General features: G+C 63.6%; 19 protein-coding genes. 7 read left to right on the top strand and 12 right to left on the bottom strand.

Features of this window, described 5'->3' with window-relative positions; genetic code table 11:
• Window positions 1-22 precede the first annotated feature (22 nt).
• From VN706_15340 to VN706_15330, 3 genes are all read left to right on the top strand, one after another.
• Entirely contained in the window at window positions 23-3067 is a 3045-nt protein-coding gene (locus VN706_15340) for a hypothetical protein (protein ID HXT17014.1), read from the top strand.
• A 111-nt stretch (window positions 3068-3178) separates the two neighbouring features.
• Entirely contained in the window at window positions 3179-3508 is a 330-nt protein-coding gene (locus tag VN706_15335; protein HXT17013.1) for a PadR family transcriptional regulator, read from the top strand.
• Window positions 3509-3512: 4 nt separating this feature from the next.
• Window positions 3513-6167, top strand: coding sequence for an ABC transporter permease (locus VN706_15330; protein HXT17012.1), 2655 nt, complete (start codon window positions 3513-3515; stop codon window positions 6165-6167).
• Window positions 6168-6195: 28 nt separating this feature from the next.
• Here VN706_15330 and VN706_15325 read toward each other — a convergent pair whose 3' ends face one another.
• Window positions 6196-6882: a TetR family transcriptional regulator gene (locus VN706_15325; GenBank protein HXT17011.1), complete on the bottom strand. Its 687-nt coding sequence runs from the start codon at window positions 6880-6882 to the stop codon at window positions 6196-6198.
• 54 nt (window positions 6883-6936) lie between these two features.
• Here VN706_15325 and VN706_15320 point away from each other — a divergent pair, with 54 nt between their 5' ends.
• Entirely contained in the window at window positions 6937-8784 is a 1848-nt protein-coding gene (locus VN706_15320; protein HXT17010.1) for a S9 family peptidase, read from the top strand.
• A 59-nt stretch (window positions 8785-8843) separates the two neighbouring features.
• Here the strand turns inward: VN706_15320 and VN706_15315 are convergent, their stop codons facing one another.
• The 7 genes from VN706_15315 to VN706_15285 form a co-directional block, all read right to left on the bottom strand.
• Entirely contained in the window at window positions 8844-9440 is a 597-nt protein-coding gene (locus VN706_15315; GenBank protein ID HXT17009.1) for a YdeI/OmpD-associated family protein, read from the bottom strand.
• 70 nt (window positions 9441-9510) lie between these two features.
• Window positions 9511-9897: a hypothetical protein gene (locus tag VN706_15310; protein HXT17008.1), complete on the bottom strand. Its 387-nt coding sequence runs from the start codon at window positions 9895-9897 to the stop codon at window positions 9511-9513.
• A gap of 37 nt (window positions 9898-9934) precedes the next feature.
• Window positions 9935-10348, bottom strand: a complete 414-nt coding sequence (locus VN706_15305; GenBank protein HXT17007.1) for a hypothetical protein — start codon at window positions 10346-10348, stop codon at window positions 9935-9937.
• 276 nt (window positions 10349-10624) lie between these two features.
• Window positions 10625-11278 (bottom strand): YdeI/OmpD-associated family protein, encoded by a 654-nt coding sequence (locus VN706_15300; GenBank protein HXT17006.1) that lies wholly within the window; start codon window positions 11276-11278, stop codon window positions 10625-10627.
• A gap of 136 nt (window positions 11279-11414) precedes the next feature.
• The gene (locus VN706_15295) at window positions 11415-12164 is read right to left on the bottom strand and encodes a Nif3-like dinuclear metal center hexameric protein (GenBank protein HXT17005.1); all 750 of its coding nucleotides are present in this window, start codon (window positions 12162-12164) and stop codon (window positions 11415-11417) included.
• A 152-nt stretch (window positions 12165-12316) separates the two neighbouring features.
• Complete coding sequence (locus VN706_15290) at window positions 12317-12817, bottom strand: hypothetical protein (protein ID HXT17004.1); 501 nt, start codon at window positions 12815-12817, stop codon at window positions 12317-12319.
• A gap of 33 nt (window positions 12818-12850) precedes the next feature.
• Complete coding sequence (locus VN706_15285; GenBank protein HXT17003.1) at window positions 12851-13405, bottom strand: class I SAM-dependent methyltransferase; 555 nt, start codon at window positions 13403-13405, stop codon at window positions 12851-12853.
• Window positions 13406-13756: 351 nt separating this feature from the next.
• Here VN706_15285 and VN706_15280 point away from each other — a divergent pair, with 351 nt between their 5' ends.
• The gene (locus tag VN706_15280; protein ID HXT17002.1) at window positions 13757-14176 is read left to right on the top strand and encodes a hypothetical protein; all 420 of its coding nucleotides are present in this window, start codon (window positions 13757-13759) and stop codon (window positions 14174-14176) included.
• A 299-nt stretch (window positions 14177-14475) separates the two neighbouring features.
• Window positions 14476-16053, top strand: a complete 1578-nt coding sequence (locus VN706_15275) for a hypothetical protein (GenBank protein ID HXT17001.1) — start codon at window positions 14476-14478, stop codon at window positions 16051-16053.
• Between the two features lie 167 nt (window positions 16054-16220).
• Here VN706_15275 and VN706_15270 read toward each other — a convergent pair whose 3' ends face one another.
• From VN706_15270 to VN706_15255, 4 genes are all read right to left on the bottom strand, one after another.
• Window positions 16221-16469, bottom strand: a complete 249-nt coding sequence (locus VN706_15270; GenBank protein ID HXT17000.1) for a hypothetical protein — start codon at window positions 16467-16469, stop codon at window positions 16221-16223.
• A 128-nt stretch (window positions 16470-16597) separates the two neighbouring features.
• Complete coding sequence (locus VN706_15265; protein HXT16999.1) at window positions 16598-17014, bottom strand: hypothetical protein; 417 nt, start codon at window positions 17012-17014, stop codon at window positions 16598-16600.
• A 110-nt stretch (window positions 17015-17124) separates the two neighbouring features.
• Window positions 17125-18198: a hypothetical protein gene (locus tag VN706_15260; GenBank protein HXT16998.1), complete on the bottom strand. Its 1074-nt coding sequence runs from the start codon at window positions 18196-18198 to the stop codon at window positions 17125-17127.
• Window positions 18199-18311: 113 nt separating this feature from the next.
• Window positions 18312-19139, bottom strand: coding sequence for a hypothetical protein (locus VN706_15255; protein ID HXT16997.1), 828 nt, complete (start codon window positions 19137-19139; stop codon window positions 18312-18314).
• A 136-nt stretch (window positions 19140-19275) separates the two neighbouring features.
• On the opposite strand from VN706_15255, the gene VN706_15250 reads away from it, so the two are divergent.
• A partial coding sequence (locus tag VN706_15250) for an IS5/IS1182 family transposase (protein ID HXT16996.1) occupies window positions 19276-19448 on the top strand: 173 nt, incomplete at its 3' end.

Below are 19448 nucleotides of genomic sequence, written 5' to 3'. Positions count from 1 at the left end.
GCACCCCACCGGAGTTTCCGTCTTGCGTCACAATTCACGTTTCGCGTCGCTGCTGGCGCTTCTGTCGCTTCTGTCGCTGTCGGCGACGGGAGCGGCCCAGCAGTCGCCATTCGATTCCCTGCACTTCCGCAACATCGGCCCCGCCGCGACCGGTGGACGCATTCACGACATCGAGGTCGATCCCACCGACCCCGCGACGATCTACGTCGCCGCGGCATCGGGCGGCATCTGGAAGACCACGAACCGCGGCACATTCTGGTTTCCGATCTTCGACAAGATGCCCGAGAACACGTTCGGCGATCTCGCGATCGCGCCGTCGAACTCGCGCATCATCTACGCGGGATCGGGCGAGCAGAACAACCGGCAGTCGTCGTCATGGGGTTCGGGCGTCTATAAGACCACCGACGCCGGCGCGACCTGGACGCACATCGGGCTCGAGAACACGACCAGCATCGGTCGCGTGATCGTGCACCCGACCGATCCGAACATCGTGTACGCGGCGGCCGTGGGAAATCTGTGGAAGGCGTCGCCCGAACGCGGCGTATACAAGACCACCGACGGCGGAAGAACGTGGAATCGGATTCTCTACGTCGACACGCTCACCGGCGCCACCGACATGGTGATGGACCCGCGCAATCCCAACGTGCTCTACGCGGCGACGTATCAGCGTCTGCGCAGCGCATTCGGATTCAACGGCGGCGGCCCCGGTAGCGCGCTGTACAAGACGACGGACGGCGGCGCGACGTGGACCAAGCTCGAGAAAGGCATTCCCGCCGGCGACAAAGGGCGCATCGGTTTAGCAATCTCTAAATCCAACCCGGACGTCGTCGTCGCGCTCATCGAACATGCGACGGAGAGCGGCACGTACCGCAGCGACGACGCCGGCGCGACCTGGAGGCGCGTGAGCCGCCAGAATCCGCGGCCGATGTATTACAGCGCGCCGTTCATCGATCCGACGACCGACAAGCGCATCTGGATCCTGGGCACCACGATCGTGAAAAGCGAAGACGGCGGCAACACGTTCGAGGGCGCGCCGACGTCGCCGGCGTATGACATCGGGCTCAAGACCGACCATCACACGATGTGGATCGATCCCCGCGATACGCGGCACGTCATCATCGGCGGCGACGGCGGGTTGAACGAGAGTTTCGATCTCGGCAACACCTACGTGCGGATGAACAACATCCCGATCGGGCAGTTCTATCACATCGCGGTCGACGATCGCGATCCGTACTTCATCTACGGCGGGCTGCAGGACAACCACTCGTGGATGGGTCCGAGCGCGACGCGCCACTGGCTCGGCATCCTGAATCAGGATTGGGTGCAGATCGGGTTGAGCGACGGCACCGGCCAAGCCGTGGACAAGAGCGGCTACCACACCATCTATACGTCGTCGACGAACGGCAACGTCCAGCGCTTCGATCCGATCACCGGCGATCGCTACGACATCAAGCCGATCCCGCCTAGAGGCGACTCGGCATATCGCTGGGATTGGGATGCGCCGCTGATCGCATCGCAGCATACGCCGGGCACGGTATACGTCGGCGCGAATCGCCTCTTCATCTCGCACGATCGCGGCGTGACGTGGACGCGGACGGAAGATCTCACGCGGCAGGTGAACCGCGACACGATTCCGCTCATGGGCAAGAAGGGCCGCGACATTCGCATCTCGCGCAACGATGGCGAAACGACGAGCAGCGAACTGACGACGATCGCCGAGTCGCCGCTCGACGCGAAGGTGTTGTGGGTGGGCACGGATGACGGCAACGTGCAGGTGTCGCAGGACGGCGGGAAGACGTGGAAGGAAGTGAGCGCCGCGGTCACGTCGGGGACGGGCATCGCGAGCGGAACGTTCGTCTCGCGCGTGGTTGCGTCGAGTGCGTCGCGCGGAACGGCCTACGCGGCATTTGACGCGCACCGCTCCGGCGATTTCGCGCCGTACATCGCGCGCACGACCGACTTCGGCAAGACATGGACGCGCATCACGGACGGCCTGCCCGGCGACGCGTCGGTGCGCAGCATCTATGAGTATCCTGGAAAGGCGAACCTCGAGCTCGCCGGAACCGAACGGCATCTGTTCGTGAGCCGCGACTCCGGCGCGCACTGGTCGCAGCTCACCGCGAATTTGCCGACGACCATCTATTACGACATGGTCGTGCAGCCGCGGACGCACGACCTCGTGGTCGCGACGCACGGCCGCGGGCTATGGGTGCTCGACGACGCCACGCCGCTCGCCGACTGGTCGCCCAGGATTGCAGCGACGTCCATGTATTTGTTCGCGCCCGCGCGGGCGACCGTCATGCAGTACTGGGACGACATCTCGAACATGGCGCAAGGATTCTTCGCGGCGGAGAATCCCGCCGACGGCGCGACGTTCACCTACTGGCTCAGCAAGCCCGCGCAGAAGGTGCGGCTCGTCGTTCGCGGGCCGACTGGAAAAGTGATTCGCACGGTCGACGGCAAGACGGCGGCGGACGTGATCAATCGCAGCGTGTGGGATCTTCGCCATGAGCCGCCGCCGGCCACGCCCGGTCGCGGCGGCGGCGAGGAAGGCGGTGGCGGCGGTGAGGAAGCCACCGGCGGTCGCGGCGGCCGCCCTGCTCTGCCGATTCCGATGCACGAGATCGGCAATCGTGGACCGTACGTGTCGCCGGGCACATACTCCGTTACGCTCGACGTCGACGGCGACACGACGAGCCGCACGTTCGAGGTGCGCGGTGATCCCGCGCTGCCGGTGACGGTCGCGCAGCACAAGGCGCGCGAAACCTTTCTGCTCGACGTGCAAGCGCAGCAGGTGAAGGTCGAGCAGATGGCGGCGACGCTTCGGCAGCGGCGCACCGGCGCGACCGGTGCCGATTCGGCGAAGCTCGTCGCGCTCGAGCGGCGCCTCACCGGCGGGCGCGATGCGCCGCGCGCCAAGCTTGGCGCGATTGCTCGGGCATACAATGGAAACGGCGCGCAGCAAGGCAGTTTGTATCCGCCGAGCGCGCAATATCGGCAGGCGCTCGTCGAGGCGAAGGCGGAAGTGGCGGCGATCGAGAAAGAGCTCGCCGCGCTGAAGCCGTAAGCGCCGCCGACCGCGGCAGCCTCTCGAAAAAGGGTTGGAATGGCCGTCTCGCGGCTGTTCCAACCCTTTTTGCGGAGCAAGTGTCTTAGGGAAAGACACTTGGGGGAACGCATGGCACTGCTCAAGGGAACGCTCGACGTCCTGGTCCTCAAAACCCTGTCCTGGGGACCGATGCACGGGTTCGAGATCACCAAATGGCTCGAGGCGCGCTCGAGTGGACGGTTGGACATCACCGATGCGGGATTGCTCCAGGCCCTGCACCGGCTCGAGGCGCGCGGACTTCTGTCGGCGGAGTGGGGCGTCACCGCCAACGAACGGCGCGCTCGCTACTACAAGCTCACCCAGGCCGGCCGGGCCGCGCTGCGCGCGGAGTCGGCGGCGCTGATCGATCAGTTCGACGCGCTCATGAGTGTACTCACCGCTCGTTCGGCGAGGATCTGATCCGATGCGACGCCTCTTCCGCCTGCCGCTGCGCAGCGACGCCGCCGCGGCCGCCGACGTCGACGAGGAGCTACACGCGTTCCTCGCGGAGCGCGTGGATGATCTCGTCGCGCAAGGAATGTCCCCGAGCGAGGCGCGTGCCGAGGCGGTTCGTCGGCTCGGAGCGTCGGTCGATGAAGCCAGCGCTTCGCTACACACCTCAGCCGCCGCACGGGAGCGCAGCATGAGAGTTCGTGAAACGCTCGATGGCATGCGGCAGGATCTGCGATACGCCGTTCGCGCGCTGCGCCGCGACAAGGCCTTTGCCGCGTTTTCGATCGCGATCGTCGCGCTCGGCATTGGCGCGAGCGCCACGGTGTTCAGCGTCGCGAACGGCCTGTTGCTGCGGCCCCTGCCGTTCGCGAATCCCAATCGACTCGTGTGGATTCAGAACGGCACGGAGCCCGGACTCTCGGCGCAGACGTTCCAGGTCAATCCACTCCTCTCGTTCAAGCGGGAGAATGGATCGTTCACCGACGTCGCGGCCTACGCGGCGTTCTACGGTGACGGCGACATCACGTTGAGCGAAGGTTCGGAATCGATTCGCCTCAGCGCCGTTCCCGTCACGCAGAACTTCTTTCCGCTGCTCGGCGTGCATCCCGTGCTCGGCCGCAACTTCACGCCCGAGGAGAGTGTTTGGAACGGTCCGAGCCCCGTCATGATCAGTCATGCGCTCTGGGAGCGGCGCTTTGCGTCCGATCGCGCGATCATCGGCAAGCGGATCACGTTGAACGGCGACCCGACGACGGTCGTCGGCGTGTTGCCTGCCTCATTTGACTTCGGTTCGGTGTTCGCGCCGGGCGCGCGGATCGATCTGTACACGCCGATTCCGCTGTCGCCCGCGACCAACCGCTGGGGCAACACGTTCGCCGTGGTTGGCCGGCTCGCGCCTGGCGCGACGGTGCAATCGGCGGCGGCCGAGCTTCGCGTCCTGTCGCCGCGCGTCACTGCCGAGAATCCGAATGCCAACAAGTTCGATGGAGTCGTGTCGCCGCTCGCGGAGCACGTGAGCGGACGGGCGCGATTCGGCCTCGTGGTGCTCGCGTTCGCCGTGGGCGTCGTGATGCTGATCGTGTGCGCGAACTTGTCGAATCTGCTCCTCGCTCGCGCGACGACTCGACAGAAGGAAATGGCAATTCGTGCCGCACTCGGCGCCGGTCGCGGGCGTCTCATTCGCCAGATGCTCACGGAGAGCCTCGTACTCTCGGCGTGCGGCGCGGTCGTCGGTCTCGCGTTGGCCGCGATCGGCACCAACGCCATCGCGCACATGGATGCCGTGAGCTTGCCGCGCCTTGCGGACGTCACGCTCGATGCGCGCGCGCTCGCGTTCACGGTGTTGTTGGCCGCCGGCGCGGGACTGGCGTTCGGTATGGTGCCGGCGCTTCAGATGTCGGAGGCCGGCGTACACGATACGCTCAAGGCGTCGGGCCGCGCGGCAACGGATAGCCGCCGCAGCCAGTGGATGCGCCGCGGTCTCGTGGTGTCGGAGATCGCGCTTGCGTGCGTGCTGCTCGTGGGATCAGGGCTGCTCGTTCACAGTTTTCTCAAGGTGCTCGACGTCGATCTTGGGTTCCGGCCGCAGCGTGTCGCGGCGGTTCGGGTGGATCCGGACCAGAACTTCAAGACGAAGGACGAGCTCGTGAGCTACATCGACAACGTGCTGGCGAGCACGCGGAGCATTCCCGGTGTGAGCGCCGCGGCCATTGCCGATGGCATTCCGCTCGGCAGCAATCGGAGTTGGGGCATCACGCCCGGCGGTCAGGAGTATCGAAAGGGACATTGGACGAGCGCATTCATTCGCGTGGCAAGCGACGGGTATCTCGACGCGATGGGCATGAAGCTCGTCGCGGGCCGCGACATCTCGCCCCATGACGTCACGGCGACCGAGCCGGTGGTCCTGCTGAATGAGACCGGCGCGAAGACGTTGTGGCCCGGTCAGAGCGCGCTGAACAAGCTGGTGCGCCTGGGAGGCAACTTCGATCGGCGTGTGGTGGGCATCGTCGCCGACGTGCGCAATCTGTCCGTCGAGCAGAGCGCTGGCGTGCAGGCGTATCTCCCGACGCGGCAGGAATTCAGTCAGTCGACCGTGACGCTCATCGTGCGCACGAGTCTCGAGCCGGCGTCATTGGCAGGTGCTCTTCGCCGGCAGCTCGCGTCGATCGATCCACACCTGGCGACGAACGAGATTCACACGCTCGACGCGGCGGTGAACCGGTCGGTCTCGCCTCGGAAGTTCTTCACCGCGCTGCTTGGCGGCTTTACAGTTTTTGCATTGTGTCTGGCGTTGCTCGGGATCTATGGTGTGATCTCGTACACCGTCACGCATCGCACGCAGGAGATCGGCGTGCGCATGGCGCTGGGCGCGACGCCGGGGGTGGTGCAGGCGCGCATCATTCGCGAGACGCTGCGCCTGGCGGTCGTGGGCGTCGTGATCGGCACGGCCGGCGCGTGGATTGCCGGGCAAACGTTGAGCGGCTTCTTGTTTGGCGTGACGCCGGCGGATCCCGTCACGTACGTCGCGATGGTGTGTGTGTTGTTCGCGGTGGCGATCGTGAGCGGCTATGTGCCGGCGCGCAGGGCGTCGCGGATCGACCCGGTGGTGGCGTTGCGGGAAGGGTGAGGCCTTGCGCGGACCGGTGCAGGCCGCGTCACGACCGGCGAGCGCGCGGTGACGACGCCGGTGCGGGGTTTCGCAAATACGCTACGAATGTTCGCGCCACTTCGCCCTGCAGCTGCCGGTCGGTAAGGGATGTCAGCTTGTGCCACATCGACACGTCGTCGAGCGCGTGGACTTCGACGACGGTGGCCATCGTGAGCAGGGCGAAGGTGATCGCGCGGCGGGGGTTCGAGTGGGCGATCTCGTTCTTGAAGGGAAGCAGCGCCTCGATGAGTCGCTCGTAGCTCACGGCCACCAGTGAGAGCGCGCGTGAGCGAAACGTCGCGTCGGAGTCGGTCTCGACGAAGCGGGTAAGGGCTCGCATCAGCCGCGGCTGCGAGCGGTATTGCTGGATCGTCACGGCGGCCAGTCGCGACGCGACCTCCTCCAGCGTGAGTTTCTTGAACGACTCGATCCGCATCGAGTTTCGACTGCCCTCGACGCTGCGTTCGAGCGCGTCCAGCAACGCGGCACGAATGAGCGTGTCGCGATCGTGGAACCGCCGATAGATGCTTGCCGGCGCGACCTCCGCGGCCGCGGCAATTCGGGGGACGGTCGCGCCGTCCAAGCCATGCTCGGCCAGCATCGCGATCGCCGCCTTGAGCAGGCGGGACTCGGTCGCGCGGCTCCGGTGTTGGTGCGCGGCGGGCGGCGCGGCGTGTTGGGCGTCGTCGGTCATGGGCGTAAGCTAGCTGGTGGTTGACAAATGTGAATGTGAATTTACATTTACATTATGTCTCCCTCGACCGCGACATTCCCGCTCATTCCGCGCCGCGCCCTCTTCGGCCATCCTGCCGTCGACGCCCCGCGCATCGCGCCCGACGCCACCCGCCTTGTGTATCTCGCGCCGCACTTGGGCACGCAGTGCGTGTGGGTGCGCGATCTCGGGCAGCGCCCCGCGAACGATCGCGTCGTCGCCCATGATCGCACGCGTCCCGTTTCCTGGGCGCGCTGGCAGGGCGACGGCCGGCACGTGCTCTATCTCCAGGACGACGGCGGCAACGAGAACTACCATCTCTTTCAGGTCGAGGTCGACGGGGTTGGCTTCCGCGATCTCACGCCGGGTGACGGCGTTCGCGCCATGCCACTCGCGATCGATCCGTGTACCCCGGGAGAGCTGCTCGTCACGCTCAACCGCCGCGATCCACGCCTCCTCGACGTGCATCGCGTGAACGTCACCGACGGCGAGTCCGTGCTCGACACGATCAATCCGGGCGACGTCGTCACGTGGCTCGCCGACACGCGACTCGTGGTTCGCGCGGCCGTCGCGCAACTGCCGGACGGATCCTACGTCATCCGCGTGCGCGACGACGCAGATGCGCCGTGGCGCACGCTGGATGAGGTGCCCTTTGCCGACGGCCAGCCGCGCATCGCTGCGTTCTCCCCGGACGGACGATCCTTATACGCCATCACGGCGAAGGAGGCGAACGCCAGTCGTCTCGTGCGGTATGACGTCTGCACCGGCCGCCGCGTCGTCGTCTTTGAACATCCCATATACGACGTCGAACGAGTCTTCGTCGATCCATCCAGCCACAACGTCGTCGCCGTCGCGGTGCTCGAGGAACGCCTTGTCTGGACGGCGCTCGATCCCGCCTTCGCGCGTCACCTCGACGATCTGCGCGCGGCAGATCCCGGTGACTTCCTGATCGACGGCGCGAGCGCCGATGGCAACACACTCATTATCCGGTATCAGAGCGACGTCAGCCCCGATTCTTTTCACTGCTACGATAAGACAACCGGTAAGTCGACGCTGTTGTTCCACAGCCGGCCCGACCTGCGCGCCGAGGCGCTGGCACCGATGCGCCCGATTGCGTACGAGGCGCGCGACGGTCTGGTCATTCACGGCTACCTGACGCTGCCGAATGGCACGGAACCGCACGATCTGCCGATGGTCGTTTACGTACACGGCGGGCCATGGTATCGCGATCGCTGGGGGTACGAACCCATCGTGCAATGGTTGGCGAACCGCGGCTACGCGGTGCTTCAAGTCAACTTTCGCGGATCGACGGGTTACGGCAAAGCGTTTCTCAATGCCGGCAACCGCGAGTGGGCCGGCGCGATGCGAACGGATCTCCTCGATGCGCGCGACTGGGCAATCGCGCAGGGGGTCGCTGATCCAAAACGGATCGCGATCTTCGGCGGCAGCTTCGGCGGCTACGCCGTCCTTACCGCACTCGCGTGGACACCGGACGCGTTCGCCTGCGGCGTGGACATCGTCGGCCCATCGAACCTGGAGACGTTCATGGCGACGCTTCCACCCTACTGGAGCGCGATGCGAAAGTTGTTCACGGAGCGCGTGGGCGAAGCTCCGGAGTTCCTGCGATCACAATCGCCGTTGCACAGAGCGTCATTCATTCGCGCGCCACTGCTGATTGCGCAGGGTGCGAACGATCCTCGCGTGAAGCGGGCCGAGAGCGATCAGATCGTCGAGGCGCTGCGCGAGAGCGACGTCGCCGTCGAATACCTGCTATTCGAAAACGAAGGACACGGATTCGCTGACCCCGACAATCTCGAACGATTAACCGCGCTCGCGGAAACCTTCCTCGCGCATTCGCTGGGCGGTCGCGTCGAACACGCGTGATCAGCAGAACTCACACAACGAAGCGAACCCTCCTGGTTGCGCATCGCGATCCACATCTCCTAGGGTCTCTCCAGAAATCCCCTGCCCTCGTATACCGCGGGCATCGCCTTTTCGATTCGCGCGGCGCGAGTCGCCGACTGCTTCGCCGCCGCGAAGTGGTAGAGGTAGCTCCGTTGGCGTCCGGGCGTCAGCGCCTCGAAGGCGCGTTTGAAACGCGGGTCTCTTCGGAAGCGCTCGCTCAGTTCTTCGGGGACTGGAAAATCCGACGTTTTCTTCGGCTTCACGCGCACGCCGGCCTTCTCGATCGCGATGGCCTCGCGCACGTATGCCTTGATCGTCGACGCTTTCGTCGCGATGTCCTTCGCGCTGGTGAACTTCATCACACGACCGGCCTGAACCTGACCGAGCTGCACCAGCACGTTCTGGGGATCTTTCAACAGAGCGCCCTGAAAGAAGCCGAGCGCGAAGTACTCCTTGAAGCCCTGCATGATGACGATGTTCTTTCCGTCCACGGTGTAGGTGGGCTTCCCCCACTTGCACTCCTCTTTCATGCCAAGCCCCGCGAGCACGCGCCGCATCGCCGCGATCTCGGCCGTCCAGCGCTCTCGATACGCCATTTCCATGAAGGCATACCCCTCGACATTTGTGTGACTCAATGTCCCACGAGCAGCAAGGTAGTCGAATACCAAGGGACGCGGGCGGCGCGGGCTCCCGTCGCCAGGGCCCTCAGTCGAACAGACCGACCACCCACGCCGCGACCGGAGCGAGGACCGGAGCGACCGCTTGCGCGATGGCATCCTGCAGGTCGCCTACGCCGCCAGCCACGGTCTCGAGCTGTTGGTCCGACAGCGCGGCATCGCCGCCCTGAAAATCGGGAAGCACGATCGTCGCGTCGGAGCTGTTCTCGATGAATCTCACGTTAAAGGATTCTGATAGCGCCGAGGCCGGCTTGCCGGCGTGACTCGCGATGGCGGCGCGCGGATTGGCCAGGAGCTCTGCGCGAAACGCCGCATCGGTCGTGGAGCGCACGAGGACGGCGTGTACGAGCTCGTGACTCCGTGCCACTTTGTCGGTCTGCGCATCGCGGACCGCGCCCGGCTGGTCGAGTTGCATGTGTTCGTCCCCTGAAATGAGTGGAGCTGAATTGCGCCTAGAAGCCGTACGGGTCGGTGGTGTGTGCCCTGATCCAATCCGCCGCGGCGTCATACAGCATGACTGCGGCAACGGCGGCGGTGGTGACTCCCACACTGGTGTCAGTGCCGCCAGAGACGGTCTCCAACTGCGCCTCCGAGAGCGTTGAACTCTCCGAGACGAGATCGGGCAACACGATCGTTGCATCCACGTTGTTCTCGATGAACACGATGTTCAGAGACTCAGGCATCTTGGAGACATCGCAGCCGTTGAACTCCGCAAGCGCCGCACGCGGCTCGGTCAACAGCTTCTGCCGGAACGCGCCGTCCACCGCCGATCGGCTGAGCACCGCCGAGTAATACGCGTTCGCCGTGGTCGCGAACGCGGGGTCGGACGAGTACCGCTGCATCTGCTCCCGCATCGTTGCCCGCATGATCTTTCTCCTGAATCGGCTCACGCCGTGGGGACGCGATTGCCAATCACGGTTGTGGTGGAAAGCGGCCGGTGCATCACTGAGCAATTGTTTACTTATGATGCTTTGCTCACGATGATGGGCCGCGGGAGGGCAACGGCCGTGCCCGCAGCGAAGTCAATGCGAAGACGTTTTGTGCGTTGCGGTTATCTCGGTGCGCGCCACGCTGCGTCGTGTGCAGTCTGGAGCGACGGCTCTACTCTATGGAGCGACGCGTCGTACTGCGCGGCCAGTCGATCACTCTGCCGACCGTCGCGATCTCCCAACGGTCGCCGCGGCTTTCGTCGCATTTTTCTGCGGAACGATCGTCTCACCGCGAGCGAGCATCGCCACGAGTGTCGCAATCTTCTTCGCCCGGCCCGCGGGCGTCTTCATGCTGTTCGTGCGAAACGCGAGCGCGAACAGGTTCTGCTTACTGAGCGTCGAGAACGTCTTTAGCGCGCGCACGTTGGCTTCGATGGCGGCGCGGAGATCGCCCGGTATGGTCTCCCTGGAGATCTCGCGGATGGGCGCGTAGGCCGAGTCCCATCGGCCATCCGCTTTGGCGGCGTCGATCTGCTGCTGACCGTGGGGCGTCATGCGTCCGGCGCCGATGAGGCGAGCGACGTGCCCGCGGTTGACCTGACTCCAGATGCTCTTCGCGGTCCGCGGTGTAAAGCGCTGCAGGAATGATTGCTCGTCGAACGACTTCTTGATGCCGTCGATCCAACCCCAGCAGAGCGCGACGTCGAGGGCCTGGGCGTAGTCGACGGTCGGCAATCCCGAGCTTTTCTTGTGAATCTTGAGCCAGATCTCCGATTCACTGGCGTGGTGGGTCGCCATCCATTTCTCGAACGCGGCGGCGGACTTGAAGCTCTTGATCTTGGCGGGATTGGGGATGACGGGTGGCATGACCGAAATATGCTCGACTGGGCCCTACATACTCTGCTGACAGCATCGCAGTGACATGCAGCGCACCGTGACAACGACGAATCGAACAAGAGTTTGCTGCTTCATCGATTGTGCGGGCGCACCTGTCGCCCTCGCTTCAGCGTTCGTTAAACGACGTGCCGCGACCATGTTCGATCGGTGCGCGGCCGCCACCGGTGATGAACGCGGCTTCTTGGATCCGATGCCAATCGAGCCCGAGCGCAGCCGCGACCGATTCCACAAAGTGGCACACGCCCGGAAACTCCGTCGCATCGTGCGACGCGAGAACGAGGGACAGCCCCTGCTCGCGGGCAAAGAGTTCGGTGTAGAGCGAGCCTTCGCCGGTGAAAAAGGTGTCACAACCCAGAGCGACGGCTTTGGCGAGGTATTCTGTGCTGCCGCCACCGCCGGGGACGACGGCAACGCGCCGGAAGTCGGACGCGTTGGGCCACGCACGCACTGGTGTTGCCAAACGCTCGGCGACGAGCGCCGTCCATGCGTCGAACGTCATGGGCGGCGCGAGAGCGACCACGAGATCATCGCCGCCCTCGCGTTCGACGGTGAGACCGATGAGCCGAGAGAGAACGGCGCTGACACTGTCAGTGGGGACACGATCGAGCGCCTCGTGCGCTGCATAGAGCGAGATGCCTTCCCTCCTCAGGCGCTCGAGCTTGGGAGCATGGAGGTCGAGATCGATGGACGCCCAGGGCGCGTGATGTACGAAGAGGCAATCAACACCGCGTTCAATCGCGGCGTCGATGGTCGCGAACGACGTATTGAGCGCGGCGCCGATGCACCGGACGGACGAGCGACCGCGGACGAGGAGACCGTTGCCGGTCGGGTCGTCATAGGTGCTCGTGTGAAGCATCGTTTCCAAATGAGCGAGAAGCTCATCGAGGGTACGTGACTCGGTCATGAGAGATCGTTGACCAGCAAGGGATGCGTGGGTGTCATCTAGGGTTGTAGTTGAGCAAGGAAGTCTAATCCGAGCGTGGGGACACGATGGCTCGGCATCGCTCGCTATGAATCGCGCGTCCGAACGCTGAGTCCTTCGGGCAGTTCGGCTCGAGGCAGAAATCCGAGGAGCCGGCCATCGGGCGTTCGAGAATCATAGTGGCGCTTTACGTACGGGCGCGCACCGTCACCCGCGTCAAATGCAGTCGCGAGAAAGTCCGCCTCGGCGGCGGTGAGTTCGCGTGCCGACCCATCGTCGGCGACGAAAACAAAGCCGGACCGCGCTTCGTCGGGCGTTGGTGCGACGCGTATCTGGACGGGCCGCGCTTCGCCGGCCGGAAACCAGACGCCGGGCACAGTGATCGGCGCGGCGATGTCACCGACGTCGAGCGATTGTGGATCAACGTCTTCGACGTATTGGCCCGTCAGCGTCGTCCCGGGCGGCAGCCGATGCAACGCGGCTTTGGCGGCGAACCACGCCGTGCCCGCGTCGGGCGCCGTGACGCCGATGCCGAGGCCGTGACTCGCTGGGAACCAATAGTGGCGTAAGAGAGGTGTGTCACTCATCTCGCGAAAGGACCCCCAGAGTGACGATCCGGACTACGCCTTCTCGACAAAGTAATAATGGTTCTCGCCCTCATCCTTGGCGTCGGCGACCCACGTCAGGCCAGCGTCACGCAGCAATCGCTCATACGTGTGCTCGCCGAGAGATTGCGACCGGCGTCCGGTCATGGCGTCCAACCATTCCAAAGGCTCGCGGTGTGCCGTGAAGAGAAAGCGTCCTTGTGGCTCGAGGGCGCGCGCGACCTTTTTGATGACGAGCGCTTGCGCGGCGGGGTCGAGTAAGAACAACAGGCCCCAGGCAAGCACGCCGCTAAAGGTTCGGTTAAAGAACTCTGATGCCTCGACGGTATTTCGCTCAATCGGCACATCCGGGAACCGCTCGCGGAACGCTGCGACCATCGTCGGTGACGCCTCGACCGCGTACGTCGTGAGACCCGCCTCTTGCAGGATCCGGGTGCTCGGTTCACCGGGACCCGAGCCGAGGTCGAGCACCGTCGCGCCGCGGGGAAAGGCGTCTGCCCAGGCCTTGACGACCGCGGCACCGATCGAGTCGCCGGCGGGAGACCGGGTACCGCGTCCGGCAATGTACATGTTCGCGACCGCTTCATATCCGTTCGAGCCGTCGTCCGTTGCCGTACCCATTGCACCTCGACCAGAATTTGGTTGCGTTCCTGTATCTGCCTCTCCGAAGAGTTTGCATGCATTCTGATCGCAGCGATAGGCGACCGGAGCCACCGAAAATCAGGATCGTATTTTTGCAAGGCAGGAAGCGAGATTTATTGCAAGCTAACGCAGCTAACACCGAAGCTAGAGCTGCAAGGAAGTCTAATTGACGTGACCCCTATTCTTGATCCAGCTATTCCTGTCGATCGGACTGGGTAGAAGGTGTGAGCAACAGGTAGTCTCCGCAAACTCCGCCGGGGTTCGAAGGGCGAGGCCGCTGTGCGGCCGAGCTTCGTTGTACTCGATGCGCCACGCTTCGATGGTGCGTTGCGCATCGGCCAGGTTCACGAACGAGCTCTCGTTGAGGCATTCATCGCTGAGTCGGCCATTGAAGCTTTCGACGTAACAGTTCTCGCTCGGCTTGCCTGGGCGAATGAAGTGGAGCGTGATGCCGCGGTTGTGCGCCCACTGGTCGAACGCCTGTCTCGTGAACTCCGCGCCATTTTCGCAGACGATGGCGCGGGGAGCGGCGTCATGCGCGCGCGTTCGTCGAGCAGCTGGATCACGCGCGGCGCCGGCAGTGAGCCACCGGAGGTGAGCAGCGGACACGCGCGCGAAATCATTGACGACGCTGAGCACACGGATCACACACCCATCACGGAGCGGACCATAGACGAAGCGATGTGCGGACGGCGATAGCCCGAGCGCGGTTTCTGCATCGCGCATCGCGAGTCGTTCACGCAGCGACGTATCGTCGCGCGTGGCGAAGCCAGTGAAGCGGTACGCGCGACGTTCTGACAGGTCGCCGGCTACTATGATGTCACGCTCCGCAAGGCCGCAGTCTGGCTCTCTGCGTTCGGTGCCGGTGCTTGCGTCGGGATGTCGAGCTGGAAGTTCTTCAGCGTCTCGAATGAAGGGTTGTCGTGCAGAATTGCCGGCGGTACTTTCGCCGGGCGATTCGCGACGGACACTCCCAAAGACCTGACAAGGTGCGCACCATGAAAAGACTCCTTGCCGTATCCGCGATTCTTCTGCTTGGTGTGACGGCGGCCGTACGTGATCGGACCACGGTCCGGGCGCCGTACGTTCCCGTGGCGGTCCTCTGCGCCAATGAGTCGAACACATTGTGCTCCATCGTGCCCGCTTACATCGGGACGGATTCGTCCCTCAAAAGGGCGCTCGACTACGGCGGAATCTTCGGCAAGGCGCCGACGAGTTCCGCGACGGACGTGGAGACCCCGTTCGACAACATGGCGTGGCAAATGTTCGTCGCGCTCAACTGGGCCGCCAACGCGACGACCCAGCCGCCGGCGAAGGGACTCACGGCGGCCGGGCCACGGGTGTGGGAGAACTTCAAGCGGATCAGCGCGCTGTTCGGCAATTCGCCGAAGATCGCCAACTGCGCCAACCCGTCAAACCTCACCGTCTTCTCGATCGGCTCGAACGGAAAGGGAAAGCCCGCGCCGAACAACGAAGAGTTTTTCCAGGCGTCCACCGACCTGCCGCTGATCGACGTCAATGGGAACTGGACGGTCTACGAGCGCCGAGTGAACGACATCGAGGCGAATTATCTCCAGGCGCCGGATGGCAAGCGTTCGCAAACGCTCACGACGATCGCGGGGCAGGACACGTTCGTGAAATACAATCCAGCGGGCGCGCAATTCACCGCGTCGGCGACGACGCCGACCGGCGCCAATGGCTCGATCGAGGTCAAGACGTCGTGGCGCATCATGAACGCGAACGCCGGGGATGACACGACGCGCTATTTCACCGAGCGCGCGATCCTCGCCGTGGCCGGAGACCTCGTCGTCACCAACCAGCCGATCTGCGCGACGGTGACACTGGGCCTCGTGGGCATGCACATCATCCAGCGGAACCCGCCCAACGCCGTCAACGCGAACCTGAAGCCGCAATGGATCTGGGCGACGTTCGAGCACGTGGACAACGCGCCGCTGGCCAAGTCGCCGTGTAGCGTGGTGAGCGCCTGCTCGCCCCGTGCGAACTGGATGAACCAGCCGAGCTGCGGGGCGGCGGCGCCGAGTACGTCAACTCGTTATTCGTACTTCAACAAGAGCGCGAACGTCGCGGGAACGAACATCATTCCGGTGTCGAACAAGGCGGACAAACGGTTCGTGTGGAGTGCAGCGCAGCCCTATGCCAATGGCGCGACGACGCCGGCGAGCGCGCTACCGCAGGTATCGCGCTGTTGGGCGCCTTATCCACTCACCGCGCAGATCAATAGGCAGTGGCAAAAAGCGTTGGCTTCCGTCCAGACGCCGTTCAGGAATTACGCCCTGATCGGCACGCAGTGGGGTGCCGCCGTTACGCGGCAGACGACCAATCCCGTGCCCACGGACGCTGTGCCGGGAATGCTGTCGAACGTCACACTCGAGACGTACATCCAGAATTTCACGTTGAGTGATACGGGACACCGGGGCCCTGGCTCGTGCATCAGCTGCCACAACTTTGCGACGCTGGCGGTTGGTGGACGGGACAAGGCGACGGCTGACTTCAGTTTTCTTCCCGGACTCGCTCAGCCGTCGACCGCTCGCGCCGCGATCAAGAGCATACGGTAATATCGCGATGGTTGTCCGGAGTTCTTGCTCGACTTGGGATTGCGCCAAAACGGATCGATTGCCGTCTGGCTCAGCTGCGAGTCTTCAAGGCGATATATCAAAAGACTAAATCGCGATACCGGCGGGCGCCATCCTGCCGAGATGCAGCACTCGTCAGCTGGCGTTCGTTATACGCCATGCGCATCGGACGGGGGTCGCCAATACTCGGGTTCATCCGCTGAACTCACCACCTGCGCTCGATCGCCGACCACGGTACAGCGAATTCGGCCGCACTCGCAGGCGTCCGGCAGGTGCGTTTGCACGAAATATCCGCAGAACTTGCATTGCGCGAGGACCGTCGGGTCGAGCGGACTGACGACTCCATCGCGCACGTCTACCCAAACCAGCGGGCCGACCTCGAGTTCGGAAAGTGGCATGTTGCGATGCGTGGTTGCCGTACGCCGCCCCAGGTAAGCTGCGAGGAAATCATATGAGAATGCGCGCAGCGCGCATCATCAATAGCCTCCTCGGCAGCTTCAGCGTTCGTCAGGCCGGCGCGACGGATTCAAGCCCCCGGCTCAAGGTATCGCCACGCACGAATGAGAAGGACGACACCGAGCGTCTGCGCTAAAATCCACCAACTGTACTCGTGCGCCCAAAGTGAGTTGACGACGGCAGCACCCAGACAGGCGCCAGCCAACAGCGCACCGATGCGTCGGCGGCGGCGCAGTTGGAGATACGTGTTGCCGAGTGCGAACGTGAGGAGAACGAGCAGCGTGACGGCCACGCCCGGCCTACCCAATTGGGGTTGGGTCTGTTCATGCCATCCCAGTTTTGGGAACGCAATCGCGATGATCGCTAACACTGTCGCGAAGGCCGCGCCGACAGTGCACAGGCCAAAATACGCCGCGACGAGAGAGATGCGTTCAACCGCGACATTCGGAAGAGGTTCGCCGGATGAATCCGTCACGGAATTTGGCATAAAAGTTTGTGCATCGGCCTAACGCCTGAGTTCAGTTGCAAGCGAGTCAAATAAGAGTGCGCGCGGAGCGCGCACAATCAATAGCGATCCTTTGTCAGCCGCAATGTTCGTTAGGCAGCATTGCGCGTGATCGCGTCGAGTACTTCGAAGAAGCGTGACAGGTCGGAACTCCGCGCCAGACGTCGTGACTGTGTGGCGAGCAGTGGCCCGGCCTTGCCCGACCGTGCGGATTGCTCCAGGAAGCCAACAGTTCGCCGATCCGCGAACATTGCATCGACGTATGGTAAGTAGCTCATATGAGCGCGGTCGGGCTCATCGCTTGCGTCGGCCGCCTGGGCACTGAGGTCCTGCGCTCGGCTGACCGCCATCTCCACGCACACGCCCGGACATTCGTATGGATTGAGAGCGCGCAACGCGATCGCGGCATCCGCGCCAAGTTCCGTAGCGCACTCTGATGCCACCTCTCGAGCTACGGAGAAGAATGTGGCGACGCGATGAATATCCTCGTCGTCCACCGAACGAATGACATCAAGGCCCTCCAATTCATACGCTCGCTCGAAGGCGACGCGCACATTGGGAGCGCTTGCTAGGTGAGCGTTGATCGCTGCGACGGTCGGGGCCGCAGCCGCATGCGTGAATGCTGTGAGGCCGTCCATCGCGAGTGCGCGGGAAGAGATGGACGCAATGTGTGACAAGTCCACTTTGTTTAGCGCTTGCTTTCGATACGAGTGGGGGAGCTTCACACCGCGCGTATCTCCGCGAATCGCCGACGTCGCAACCTGTTCCGCCTGCAGTGCTCGAAGCCGCGGACCCTCCTCGCTAACGGTCTCCGCAAGTGGCTCAAGCCCTTGTTGCTGAAAGAGTCTGGAACCAACGTCACGAACGTAATCCGCTTGAGTGCCCTCGAGACGTGCGATCAACTGCGCGAGGGCTTCAAGACGGGCGACCTGATACGAGCCACCCCACTCGTATCGGATGTCTGGGAAACGGGAAAGCAATGCAAGCCGACATTCCCGACTGGCATCGTCCGCCAGCTGGCTGATTTCCTGCGCGTGATGAAGTGAGAGCGCGAGCGTGCACGAGCGCGCGACCCATGCTTCAATGAAGCCGGCGAACGCGTTCGGGTCGCGCGCTGCCAATCGTTCGAGGTTGGCGATGTCGCCGGAATCAAGATAGACGAGCATTGCCCTGACCGTCACTCGTGGGATGGATGCTGCCTAACGCCCTAGCTAAGCTGCAAGGGAATCACATAAGAATGCGCACGAAGTGCGCATGATCAATAGCTCCCTTGTCAGCTTCAGCGTTCGTTAGGCAGCTTGCGGCTGGAACCAGTCTCGCCAGCGTCTCCCGGCAAAGACGTTTCGCCGGACACCGCAGCGACCAGCTGACTCTTGTTCTTCAGCCGATGCATTTGCGACAACGAGTACACCGCGACGACGGCGAGGCCAATCCAAGGACCCCAGACCTGAGGTATTGGCGACCCGCCCCAAAAGCCGAATGGCCGATTCGATATCACGAGCCCGAGCAGCGGTGCGCTCGCCGCGACAAATCCTAGAATAGCTAAGGCCATCATCGAGGGGCCGCCGAGTTCATCTCGCGGCAGGAGGCCCGTCCAGAGCGACGCCTCAAAACTGAGGGTCAGCTTCCCCACCAACGCATTTATGCGCGGCTCGAGCCACGAAGCGAGAAAGTATCCCGCTCGATGCGATCTGACGGCCTCGCTTAACCAAGCGAGGAAAATGAAGCAAGCAAAAACAGGAATCGCACCTGAGAACACTGCTGTCACCAGCGCGGGCCTTCGAGAGATGCCCTCACTCGTCATGGCTCCGCCGGCAAGCGCGCCCATAGCCGCCAGCCCGAGGATCATTACCTGGACCCGATTCGTGATCGTGTTCAGGCTCTCTTGTCGTAACGACTTGTACTCAGTCAGCAAAACGTGCAGCTCGGCGCCGTGACGCTCCGTCCAATCGGTACCATTGGCGTTGTCATGGCGCGACACTGCCTCACTCAGCTGAGCAAGCTTCACATACTCTGACCGACTTCGAAGTGCCAGTGGTCGGAGTAGTTCGGCTAGTTTGCCGCGATCTACTTCGTGGAGATCCGAAAGATGACCGAGGAAAGGCATCTGCTGATCCGACGGAGTGTGATAGCTGCCTAACGCCCTAGGGAAGGTCTGATTTAATAGAGTTTTCTCTTGTGCGGAATGGGCTTCGATGCGGTATTGCCGCGTCGAAGTCCTTTCTCTTTTCGGAGCGCGCCCCATGGGAGAGCAGCGGACGTTCGCCGGCGAAGCGTGGAGCACGAAGAAGCGCGTCACGCGGCGCGAGCGATTCCTGGCCGAGATGGATGCGGTGATTCCCTGGGCCGCGCTTGGCGCGTTGATCGCGCCGTACTATCCCACCGCCGGGAAGCGGGGGCGACCGCCGATGCCGCT

Source organism: Gemmatimonadaceae bacterium, assembly GCA_035606695.1.
GTDB lineage: Bacteria > Gemmatimonadota > Gemmatimonadetes > Gemmatimonadales > Gemmatimonadaceae > JAQBQB01.
Note: the sequence above shows the minus strand (reverse complement) of the source record. Positions and strands in the feature narration are given on the sequence as shown.